7 protein-coding genes and 1 pseudogene are annotated in these 11,085 nt (G+C 68.1%); 3 read left to right on the top strand and 5 right to left on the bottom strand.

From position 1 onward, the window contains the following. Nucleotides 1-735: pseudogene (locus tag U9979_RS09525) on the top strand (WD40 repeat domain-containing protein); the annotation flags it as partial. Nucleotides 736-1,271: 536 nt separating this feature from the next. On the opposite strand, the gene glgX reads toward U9979_RS09525, so the two are convergent. Beyond that, the gene (glgX, locus tag U9979_RS09520) at nucleotides 1,272-3,497 is read right to left on the bottom strand and encodes a glycogen debranching protein GlgX (protein ID WP_322779073.1); all 2,226 of its coding nucleotides are present in this window, start codon (nucleotides 3,495-3,497) and stop codon (nucleotides 1,272-1,274) included. Between the two features lie 301 nt (nucleotides 3,498-3,798). On the opposite strand from glgX, the gene U9979_RS09515 reads away from it, so the two are divergent. Beyond that, complete coding sequence (locus U9979_RS09515; protein WP_322779072.1) at nucleotides 3,799-4,269, top strand: excisionase family DNA-binding protein; 471 nt, start codon at nucleotides 3,799-3,801, stop codon at nucleotides 4,267-4,269. A gap of 97 nt (nucleotides 4,270-4,366) precedes the next feature. Here the strand turns inward: U9979_RS09515 and U9979_RS09510 are convergent, their stop codons facing one another. From U9979_RS09510 to U9979_RS09495, 4 genes are all read right to left on the bottom strand, one after another. Next, nucleotides 4,367-5,854, bottom strand: coding sequence for a VWA domain-containing protein (locus U9979_RS09510; protein WP_322779071.1), 1,488 nt, complete (start codon nucleotides 5,852-5,854; stop codon nucleotides 4,367-4,369). 99 nt (nucleotides 5,855-5,953) lie between these two features. Further along, on the bottom strand, nucleotides 5,954-6,706 hold the full coding sequence (locus tag U9979_RS09505; RefSeq protein WP_416219815.1) for an ArsR/SmtB family transcription factor: 753 nt from the start codon (nucleotides 6,704-6,706) through the stop codon (nucleotides 5,954-5,956). 416 nt (nucleotides 6,707-7,122) lie between these two features. Next, nucleotides 7,123-7,584, bottom strand: a complete 462-nt coding sequence (locus U9979_RS09500) for an SRPBCC family protein (protein ID WP_322751579.1) — start codon at nucleotides 7,582-7,584, stop codon at nucleotides 7,123-7,125. Nucleotides 7,585-7,641: 57 nt separating this feature from the next. Continuing rightward, nucleotides 7,642-8,031, bottom strand: a complete 390-nt coding sequence (locus U9979_RS09495) for a metalloregulator ArsR/SmtB family transcription factor (RefSeq protein WP_322751580.1) — start codon at nucleotides 8,029-8,031, stop codon at nucleotides 7,642-7,644. A gap of 129 nt (nucleotides 8,032-8,160) precedes the next feature. On the opposite strand from U9979_RS09495, the gene U9979_RS09490 reads away from it, so the two are divergent. Continuing rightward, a complete protein-coding gene (locus tag U9979_RS09490; protein WP_322779069.1) occupies nucleotides 8,161-11,082 on the top strand; it encodes a hypothetical protein in 2,922 nt (973 codons plus the stop codon). Nucleotides 11,083-11,085: the final 3 nt, after the last annotated feature.

The raw sequence follows: 11,085 nt of genomic DNA, 5'->3' as shown, positions 1-11,085 counted from the left end.
CGCACCCTGACCGGCCACACCGACGGGGTGGGGTCGGTGGGGTTCTCCCCAGACGGCACCATGATCGCCTCTGGGAGTGGGGATGGCTCGGTTCGACTGTGGAACGCCGCGACCGGCCTACAGCTGCGTTCCACGACCGGCCACACCGGCGGGGTGGGGTCGGTGGGGTTCTCCCCGGACGGCACCATGATCGCTTCTGGGGGTGGGGATGGCTCGGTGCGGCTGTGGGCTACCGCGACCGGCCGTGCGCTGCGTTCCCGGACCGACCACACCGGCTCGGTGTGGTCGGTGGGGTTCTCCCCGAACGACACCATGATCGCTTCTGGGGGTGCGGATGGCTCGGTGCGGCTGTGGGACACCGCGACCGGCCGTAAACTACGCACCCTGACCGGCCACACCGGCTGGGTGGGGTCGGTGGGGTTCTCCCCGGACTGCACCATGATCGTTTCGGGGGGTGGGGATGGCTCGGTGCGGCTGTGGGATACCGCGACCGGCCGACAGATCGCGATTATGATCGGGGTGCGGAGTGGGTGGGCGCTCCTGCTACCGGACGGTACGTACAAGCTGATCGGCGAACCGGACGACCCCTTCTGGTTTATGATCAAGAATGTCCGTTTCGAGCCTGGCGAGCTGGACGGCTATGACCCGGCCGTCCGGCGCGTCCCGGCGGACGCGCCGCTGGCCCTGCCCGGCCCGCGTCCCGCGCCAAAGGGCGGCCCCTTCCGCCGCCGCTGACTGCACGACCGCGCAACTCTGCCGGCAGGCCCGGCCCGTCAGGAGCGGCTGAGGATGACGACGCTGCGTGGGCCGACCATCGTGTCGGAGTAGTGGCGTACAGTCAGAAAACTATGACGAAAGATCAGCTATGTCACGCCTTCGGCGATGAATCCTGCCGTAGCGGGATATACCGGCTGGCCATAGTACAGGTTGCCATCGCCGATCTCGCCAAGGCTCGTACGTTGCTACGCGCCGCGCTCGGTCCGAAACCCCCACTGACCTACGAGCACATGCGCAAACACGAAGAGCCTCTGCTGTGGCTCGCCGATGGGTTCGCGTGGGCCGAAGGGAAAGGAGGGATCTGGACCGTGTGGGCGCGGTCAGCCGCCCTGCCCTGCGCTGGGCCCGGATAACGCAGACCCCGGCCGCTCCTCGTCCGGGGAGGGACCGGGGTTACTTCCTCAGCTACTGCCTCGGCGCCTCAAGTATGCACGGCGAAACGCGGTCGCGCAACGCGACACCGACCCTGCCCGCCGGCGGGCCACCCTGCCCGGTCAGGAGCGGCTGAGGATGACGACGCTGCGTGGGCCGACGTCGATGGTGGGGCCGGCCGGGCCGGCGGGAGCCGATCGTGGCGGGTCGGGGACGGTGGTGTCCAGCACGAGCCCCCAGCCCGTTCCGGGGAGGGTGAAGGTCACTGGTTCCCAGTAGGCGTTGAAGGCCAGCAGCAGCTCGCCGGCCTCAGCCCCGCCATCGTCCCCGAAATTGTGGCCGGGACCGTTGCCGCCGCGCAGGTGCGCGGCGAGTGCGTGGGCGAACGTGGCCTTCCAGTCGCCGGCGGTCATGGGCTGCCCGTCCGGGCGCAGCCAGGTCTGCACAACGCCACCGCCGGCCGCGGGCGAGACGCTGGTCGGGAATCGGCGGGCACGCAGCACCGGGTGCTCGCGGCGTAGCCGGATCAGACCGGCGGTAAAGGCGATGAGATCGGCGGTAAAGGCGATGAGATCGGCGCGGTCCGGGTGGTCAGGGTGGTCGGCGTTGCCAGCGGCGGCGGCCCAGTCCATCCAGGAGATGGCGTTGTCCTGGCAGTAGGCGTTGTTGTTGCCGTGCTGGCTGCGGCCGAGTTCGTCGCCGTGAGAGAGCATCGGCACGCCGTCGCTGACCAAAAGCGTGGTGAGCAGATTGCGTTGCTGGCGGGCGCGTAACGCCAGCACGGCCGGGTCATCGGTGTCGCCCTCGGCGCCGCAGTTCCAGGACCTGTTGTCGTCGGTGCCGTCCCGGTTCCCCTCGCCGTTGGCCTCGTTGTGCTTGGCGTCATACGACGTCAGGTCACGCAGTGTGAAACCGTCATGACAGGTGATGAAGTTGATGCTCGCCACCGGGCCGCGGGTCGGATACAGGTCGGAGCTGCCGGCCAACCTCGTGGCCAGCGCCGGAACCCGGCCATCCAGACCCCGCCAGAAGTCGCGGACGTCGTCACGGTAGCGGCCGTTCCATTCCGACCAGCCCGCCGGGAAACGGCCGAGGTCATAGCCGTCAACACCGGTATCCCACGGCTCGGCGACCAGTTTCACCGCGGACAGCACCGGGTCCGCCGCAATCGCGTCGAGGAAGGCGGAGTACACATCCCACCCGGCGTCCTCGTCACGGGCCAGCGACGCGGCAAGGTCGAAACGGAAACCGTCGACGCCCATCGCCATCACCCAGTACCGCAATGCGTCGAGAACCAGGCGCAGCGCCGCGGGATGCGCGAGATCGAGGGTATTGCCGGTGCCGGTGGTATCATAGTAGAAGCGCCGCTGCCCGGGAACAAGCCGATAGTAGGCGGCGTTGTCCAGACCGCGGTAGCACAGCGTCGGGCCGTTCTCGTTGCCCTCGGCGGTGTGGTTGAACACGACGTCCAGCAGCACTTCCAGCCCGGCGGCGTGCAGCGCCTCGACCATGGTCCGGAGCTCGTCGACCTGCCCGCCGGGGACCGACGTCGCCGCGTATTCGCCGTGCGGGGCGAAATAGCTGATCGAGTCGTATCCCCAGTAGTTGCGCAGGCCCTTGTCGAGCAGGACGCCGGAGTGCAGGAAATGGTGCACCGGCATCAGCTCGACGGTCGTCACACCCAACCGGAGCAGATGGTCGACGGCCGCGGGTGAGCCGAGACCGGCATAGGTGCCGCGCAGCGGCGCCGGCACATCCGGAGCCAACTGGGTGAAACCCTTGACGTGGGTTTCGTAGATGACGGTCTCCGACCACGGCACCCGGCCCGGCCCCGGGGCGGGAGGCTGCGCGGGCGCCACCACCACCGACCGGGGTACGAAGCCGGCCGAGTCGGCGTCGTTGCGGCGGTCCGGCTCACCGGGGATGTGCCCGAGCACCTCGGGCCCCCATCGCACCGTTCCCGTGACGGCGCGAGCATAAGGGTCCAACAGCAGTTTCGCCGGGTTGCACCGCAGCCCGGCGGCGGGATCCCACGGGCCGGACACCCGGAACCCGTAGTGGTCCCCAGCTCGTACGCCGGGCACATGGCCGCGCCAGGTGCCCGAGTCGTCCTGCTCAAGGGGCACCCGCGTCTCGCCGCCACCGCCATTGCTTTTGCCGCTGCCGCTGCCGCTGCCGCTGCCGCTGCCGTCGTCATCATCGAAAAGGCAGAAATCGACCGCGTCGGCGACTGCGGACAACACGCCGACATCAGCGCCGTCCGCGCGCAGGTGGACCCCGAGCGCGGACGTGGCGACCTTCCCGCCAGTCGTCGCGCCTGCCGATGGGCCGAGGGAGCTGTACGTCATGGCCGTATTATCCTTACCCTTGGTAACGATCATATTAACATGCTCTGTCTCAGAGCGACCGCCGACCGGCGACCGGGGGCGCGGCGTCGCGGCGTCGCGGGACTGTTGCCGGGCGCTCTTTGGGAACGATGTGAATCTGGTGTTGTGGTAGGAGCATCAGATTCACATCGTTAAGAGTGCCCGGCAACAGAGGGCGTAGATCATGGAACGCGGCGCCCATAGCAACCCGCTCAACGCCTGCGGGCAAGCATCACCTTCGACCGTGCTTACGTTTTTTTCGAATACGAGGCATGCTGGCCCTATGTCGAATGCGCTTCGCGAACGAACGGTCCTACCCCCCGCCGACCGGTCGGGCCTTGCCAGGTTCGCGCGCGGCCTGGCGGACGTGGAGGCGCCGTCAAGGGCTCGCCTGGTGGGCCGGGACGGCTCGCAGATCGAAATCCCCGACGAACTCTACGGCGTCCTGGGTGACGTGGTGGCAGCGCTGGCCCAGGGCCTGGCCGTGTCGATCGCGCCGCACAACACGATGTTGACGACGCAGGAGGCTGCCGACCTGCTCAACATCTCCAGGCCGACACTGGTACGCCTGTTGACCGAAGGTGAGGTTTCGTACACCATGCGGGGACGCCACCGTCGGGTCATGCTCCACGACATCCTTGATTACCGCGAACGCACTCGCCGCGAACGCAGGCACGTGTTGGACCAGATGGCCTCCGATGCCGAGGACGACAACCTGTATGACGTAACCGCTGTCCCAGCCCGCACAAGGTGAGACACAGTCGCCGTGGTATTCCCCGCCATCCTCGAACGCGCAGGCGTGCCGCGATTTGCGGCCGAAATGCGACGACATCTTCGCTAATCGAAACTGGTCAGGTTCCGGTGACCAGGCCGCGGGCACGGGCCTGGGTGAGCCAGCCCGGGTACTCGTACATCAGCAGGTCGAAGAGCTGGTCATCGCCGATCGCCGTCGGGTCGGCAAGCGAGAAGAAGTTCGCGTTGTCCAGGAACCGCCCGGTCATCTCATCCAGTTCCTCCAGGAAGCTGAAGTTGCTCTCAAGCAGGCGGTCGACAAGGCCACCGAGGCCCCCGCGCTTCGGCATTGTCACGGCGCCGGCGCTGACATTACGACTGGTCTTCCCGATCGCCATGAACTGCCAGAAGATCGGTTCGTAGGACGCCCAGGTGATCTGGTCACGGACGGCCCGCTTGTCGGTCGCCTGGCCGTCGGTCACGAACATCACGTAGACGGGCAGCACGTCGGGACGAGGCCGGTCCCGCCGCCGCCCACGCGAATCGGGAAAGTAGTGTTGCCGTACCACCTGCATGGCCTTTGCGTAGTTGGTGGCGCCCTCGAGCGTGCGGTGGCGCATGAGCCCGGCTACCCAACCCTGGTAGTTACGCAGATCGAGCGGGCCCTCGTCGTGGCCATTACTGCCGAAGGTGAAGACATCGCAGGAACCGTCATCATCGAACTGGACGGCAAGCGCGAGAATGCGCTCGCAGAGCTGCTGCACCTTACCCTTGTTGTACAGCCTACTCATCGACAGGGAAATGTCCAGACAGAGTGCGACCCGGGCACGGTGCTCGGACATGCCCTTCTTCTGCAAGGAGACCCCGGCGCGCTTGACCAGGTCGACCATGGCCGGTGAAGCCCCGGCGAGTTGCTTTTCCAGCCGGACGGCTTTCGCCAGTGACACCGGATTCGCTTTGGACGTCCGGCTCGGCGGCACCGGAACCGGAACCGGCGTTGGCGCTGAAACCGGCCCTGGCCCTGGAACGGCAGCTGGAGCTGGAGCTGCTGGCCTGGCCGAGGCGGGCGGCTCATCCACGGTAATGCCGTAGTCCGTGGCGAGCCCGGCCAGGCCCGAGGTCCAACCCTGGCCCACCCCGCGGAACTTCCACTGGCCGGACCGCCGGTAGAGCTCACCCAGGACGAACGCCGTCTCGGCGCCCGCGTCGGTGACCTCGAACCGGACGATCTCCGAACCGGGTGCGGGTGTCGCGCCGGCTCCGGGCGCCTCATGGACCCGGACATGCAGACCGCGCACCGCGCCGACCGGCTGGCCGTCGGTCGACACGGCGACGACAACGGTTGAGATCTCCGGTGGTAGCCGGGCCAGGTCGACGGTGACCGTCTCCTGCCGCCCGGACCGCGCCGCAAGAGTCACAGCACCCTCGACCGAGCGCGGCTGGTTGTAGAAGACGAAGTCTGCGTCGCTGCGGACGCGGCCGGAAGCCGTGAGCAGCAGCGCGCTGGCGTCCAATGCCGGCCCGGCGGCGGAGTCGAGCACGACACAGACTCGCCCGACCCGCGGCGAGAGCACCACGTTCCCGCCTTTGGGCAGAACTACAGTCATGCCGAGAGAGTGTATTTCCCCCGGCAGGCGCCATGCCCGGTCGCACCGCCGGCAGGATTCACGGCGAGGTTCACGGCAGGATTCACGGTAGGAGCCGGCTCAGGAGTACATCAGGGATCCCGGGGTGGTAAGCAGCTCGCCGGTCTCCAGCCACGTCTTCAGGCCCGACAGGATCATCGGCCAGCCGCCGTAGAGCTCCTCGTTCGCGCCCTCGCGCAACTGGTCGTGGGTGACGGTCAGGCGACACGAGTCGCCGATCGGTTCGATCTCCCAGGTGATTCTGGAGGTGCCCTCGCTCTTCACCTCGTCGCTCCAGAGCATGGTTGCGCTCTGGACGAGCCGGCGCGGCGGGTCGATCTCGAGGTTCTCCCCCTCGCCGAGCGGGCCGGGTGCGCCCGGCGCGCCCATCTCGTAGCGCGAGCCCGGTGTCCAGTCCGAGATGACCCGCGCACCGAAGTTGTACTTGCTCCTGATCTCGGGATCGGTGATCGCCTCCCACAGCCGCTCCGGAGTGGTGCGGATGTAGATCTCGAAAACCTTCTCCATGGAATTCTCCAGTCGCTGCTTGATGCCGCTGAGCGCAGCCGCCCAGGGCTCGGCGTACTTGCTCACCCACCGGTCGTGGACGAGCCGGATCGGGACCGGGTTCAGAAAATGGAGCTTCTCCCGTCCGCGCCGCCTGGTGACCACCAGGCCCGCCTCCTCAAGCTGCTTGAGGTGCTTCATCACGCCGAAACGGGTGATGTCGAACCGCGCCTCGAGCGCGCTCAACGTCTGCCCGTCCTCCCGGAAGAGCTCGTCGAGCAGCGCCCGCCGCGTCGGATCGGCCAGCGCTCTGAACACCGCGTCCACGCCCTCGAAGATAGGTGACCATTTAGTCACCTGTCAACGGAGGCCCGCGCCTCAGGTGATCTGGAACGTCCGGCAACAGGGGCGTGGATCAAGGAGCGAGGCTGGGGTGCGTAGATCGCGAGGCGGACGCGCCGCGGAGGCGGATGTGCAGGTCTGCGAGTGGGCGCCAGCGGGTGAAGGCCGGCGGGTGGCCGCGCGGATGTGTAGCCGCTGTGGCAGCGACGCCTTGGTGGGTAGCCGGCCCAGCACGAGTGGATGGTTGACATACATTTTCCGCCCGAAAACCAGCGCCTCCTGACGTCATCCTTCCACTCGTCGCACCGAAGGGAATGCGGATCAAGGAGTGGGGTTGGGATGGATGCAGCGCGAAGCGGCGTGCGGGCAGCGATGACGCAAGGCGCCGGCGTCAGCAGGGCTCAGTGCGTCAGCAGGGCGTCGAGCTTGGTGAAGGAGCTGGTCCAACCCTCGCGTGCCATACCTTCCATCTGGTCGGTGTAGGGGCCCTGGCGCAGCACCAGGCGGGTCTTTCCGCCCTCGTCGTGGAACTCCAGTCGCATGTACATCTGGGCGATCCCCTCGAAGCCGGGAATACCCTCCACCTCCTCGGTGCCCACCAGGAGTTCGTTCTCGACGACCTCGGTGAACGTCGCGTTGACCGGCGAGCGCATCGTCGGGTCATCGTCGCTGACCATTACCAACCGCTGATAGCCGCCTACCCGGGCGTCGACCTCGACGGTGTCGCGGGGCACGGAGAACCCCACCGGACCGAACCACTGCGCGATCTGGTCGGGGTCGACGAACGCCCGGTAGACGAGTTCCCGCGGGGCGTTGAAAATCCGGGTGATGACCAGTTCGTTGGTTGCCGGGGAATCTGCCATGGCACTGTTCCTCTCTCGCTGACATCTCGCTGATGTCTGAGTGATGTCTGACTGATGTCACTGCTGTTGGTGGTCCTGTTGTTGGTCTTCCGCGGACGGCTGGTCCTCCGCGGACGGCGACTGCGCATGCTGGATGTGCCGAAGGTGGGCGTCGAGCCGCTCGAAGTTTGCATCCCAGAACTGGCGGTAGCGCTCCATCCACGCTGTGGCCTCCTGCAGCGGCCCGGCGGTGAGAGCGCTCGAGCGCCACTGGGCCGTGCGACTTCGGGAGATCAACCCGGCCCGCTCGAGCACCTTGAGGTGTCGCGAGATCGCCGGCAGGCTGATCGAGAACGGCTCAGCCAACTCCGTGACGGTCGCGTCGCCCTCCGCCAACCGGGCCAGGATCGCCCGGCGGGTCGGGTCCGCCAGCGCTGCGAAGATCGTGCTGAGTCGATCAGCTGCCATCGTATTTCACCCTGACGTTAATTAATCGATGTGTTAAACGTAGAACAAGGGCCGCCACGCCGTCAAGCGCCGGCTGCCCACCCCACCCATCCTGGCTGTCGGTGATCCCGTCCCGGCAGGATGCAGGACGTGGACTACGACCTGACCCGGCTCGACAGCCGCGAGTTCGAGCACCTGACCCAGGCGCTGGCGTTGAAGGTGTTCGGGCCGGGTGTCGGCGTCTTCGGCGACGGCCCCGACGGCGGCCGCGAAGCCACCTACAGCGGCCGGGTCCGCTGGGCACCCGACGATCACACCGCCGACTGGAACGGCTACGTCGTCATCCAGGCGAAGTTCCGCAGCCGCCCGCTGGGCACGACCCCGGATACGCGCTGGCTGCGCGCCACCGTCGAGGCGGAACTCAAACGATGGGCCGACCCGGAGTCCGCCCGGCGCAGCAAGGGCCGCCTCCCCCGGTATCTGCTGTTCACCACCAACGTCGTGCTCTCCGGCGCCCAGGCCGGTGGCGTTGACACGATGGACGAACTCATCCGCGGATACGCCCCGACGCTGGGCCTGAAGGGCTGGGGGACCTGGCACCACGACACGATCTGCCGGCTGCTCGACGGCCACGCCGATGTCCGCAAGGCCTTCAGCGGGCTCATCACACCCGGCGACGTCCTGGCGCTGCTGGCAGACGTGCTCCAGGGGCAGGCCGCGGATCTCGGTGAGGTCCTCACCTCCCACGCGATCAAGGAGATGCTCGCCGAACAGTGGGTGCGGCTGGGGCAGGCGGGCCATGCCGACAACGAGAAACTCGCACTCGGACGCATCGCGGTCGACCTCCCGGCGCTGCGGCCGCAGCCGGAAAAACTGGAGATCGTCGACGCGGCCCGGTACGTGCTGGAACGTGGCGACAGCGTGCTGCGGCCGAGCCTGATCGGCCAGCGGCGTCCACACGTCGTACTGGTCGGCGGGCCGGGCCAGGGCAAGACCACCCTCGGGCAGCTGATCGCACAGGCCTACCGGGTGGCCCTGCTCGGCGAGACCGACCGGCTCGGACCCGAATCCGGCAGCCTGCGCACGACGCTGCGCGCCAACCTGGCCGACATCAACCTGCCGGTCCCCAACAGCCGCCGCTGGCCCGTCCGGGTGGAACTGTCCGCCTACGGTGACGAGGTCGCCGGCGGATCGGACGTGTCCCTGCTGCGCTGGATCGCCGAGCGGGTCAGCGCCCGCGCCACCGACCGGGTCACCGCCGGTCAACTACGCGGCTGGCTCGCCAGCTGGCCGTGGCTGCTGGTCCTTGACGGCCTGGACGAGGTCGCCTCCCCGCACGCCCGCGAGCACCTCATGCGGCACGTCACCGACTTTCTCGTGGACGCCACCCGCGTCGACGCCGACCTGCTCATCGTCGCGACCACCCGACCGCAGGGCTACACCGGCGAGTTCACCGACACGCTGTACGAACATCTCACCCTGGCCCCGCTGCTGCCGCCGGGTGCCATCGCCTACGCGACCCGCCTGGCCGACGCCCGCCACGGCGACGACACCGACCTGCGCGACCGGGTGCTGCGACGGGTCCAACGGGCCGCCGACGAACCCCTGACCGCCCGGCTCATGCGCACCCCGCTCCAGGTCACCATCATGTCGCTGTTGCTGGAACAGCGCTCGCGCGTCCCGCAGGACCGCTCCCGGCTGTTCGACGCCTACTACGACACCATCTACGCCCGCGAAGCCGCCAAACGAGGTCCCCTGGCCCGCCTGCTCGACGACTATCGCGCCGACGTCCACGCGCTGCACGAACGGGTCGGGCTGGAATTGCAGGTCCTCGCCGAAGCCGACGGCGAAGCGGACGCCGCCATGCCCGCCGAACGGCTCCGAGCCGTTGCCGTCGCCCGGCTCCACGCCGAGGGCCACCCCGAGCCCGACATCCACCGCCTCGCCGACAACCTCGTCAGAGCCGCCACCCATCGCCTCGTCCTGCTGATCCCCAAGGGCGAGGACAGCATCGGCTTCGAAGTCCGCAGCCTGCAGGAGTTCATGGCCGCCCGTGCCATCGTCGCCGGTACCGACGACGTCATGATCGAACGCTTACGCCTGCTGGCACCATCGGCGCACTGGCGCAACACCTGGCTGCTCGCCGCCGGGCGCACCTTCATCCTGCGCGAGCACCTGCGCGCCCAGGTCGTCAGCCTGCTGCGCGAGATCGAAGCCGCCGAGCTGCTCGCCCTCGTGATCGGCGCCGGTGCCGAACTCGCCGCCGACATGCTCGACGACGATCTCGCGGCCCGGACACCCCAGTACCGGATGCTGCTCACCCACCATGCGCTGGAACTGCTCCAGCACCCGCCGAACGACGCCCTGCGCCAGCGGGCCCTCACCCTTGCGGGTATTGCAACCGACCCTCGGATGCGTGTTCTTGTGATCCGCGCGCTGGAGCAGGCCGCCGCCGGCAACACCGTTCAACGCGCCACCGCCTCCGTTGTCCTCCACACCCTCGCGCAGGGAAGCGACATCCTGGCGGCACAGGCGCGCCGGCTTCGCGCCACCATCAAGCTGGACCCGATCCAGACGCTGTCGCTGGGAACCCTCACCGGCGCACAGCGGCCAGCCGGCGAAACGGCACCACAATCGCAGCCCCAGCCCCAGCCCCAGCCACAGCCACAGCCACAACGACAGCCGCAGCCGCAGCCGCAGCCGCAGCGCGGCAGTATCAAACGCCTGGGATGGTTCCTGCGTCCGCACCTGAACGACGACGAATTCGGGCCCGCGGCCACACAGGCACTGCAGAACCTGCTGACCGAACTCGACCGCACAAAGGTCTCCACGGTAGCCGGCAGGCCGCGTACCGCCATTCTACCGGTGAGAACTGCCGGCACCGACCCTGAAGTCCTCGAACGCGCCCTGAGCGACCCCACGGTGGCCGATGCCGTGGCGCTGGCAATCTCACGTATCCGGCCGCAGGACTGGGCGGCCACCGCCGCCGTGCGTCACATTCTCGCAGCCTGGCAACAACGGCGCCCGGTCGGCGCGTCCCTCCTGGAACTCACCCCGGAACCCGACATTTAGCTT

Source organism: Protofrankia sp. Cas4, from assembly GCF_963555915.1.
GTDB lineage: Bacteria > Actinomycetota > Actinomycetes > Frankiales > Frankiaceae > Protofrankia.
This window is presented reverse-complemented; position numbering and strand designations above follow the sequence as displayed.

Excerpts from the sequence above, each read along its gene's own strand:
- U9979_RS09510 (WP_322779071.1), bottom strand. The coding sequence starts at position 5,854 with ATGACTGTAGTTCTGCCCAAAGGCGGGAACGTGGTGCTCTCGCCGCGG.
- U9979_RS09495 (WP_322751580.1), bottom strand. The coding sequence starts at position 8,031 with ATGGCAGCTGATCGACTCAGCACGATCTTCGCAGCGCTGGCGGACCCG.
- U9979_RS09500 (WP_322751579.1), bottom strand. The coding sequence starts at position 7,584 with ATGGCAGATTCCCCGGCAACCAACGAACTGGTCATCACCCGGATTTTC.
- glgX (WP_322779073.1), bottom strand. The coding sequence starts at position 3,497 with ATGACGTACAGCTCCCTCGGCCCATCGGCAGGCGCGACGACTGGCGGG.
- U9979_RS09515 (WP_322779072.1), top strand. The coding sequence starts at position 3,799 with ATGTCGAATGCGCTTCGCGAACGAACGGTCCTACCCCCCGCCGACCGG.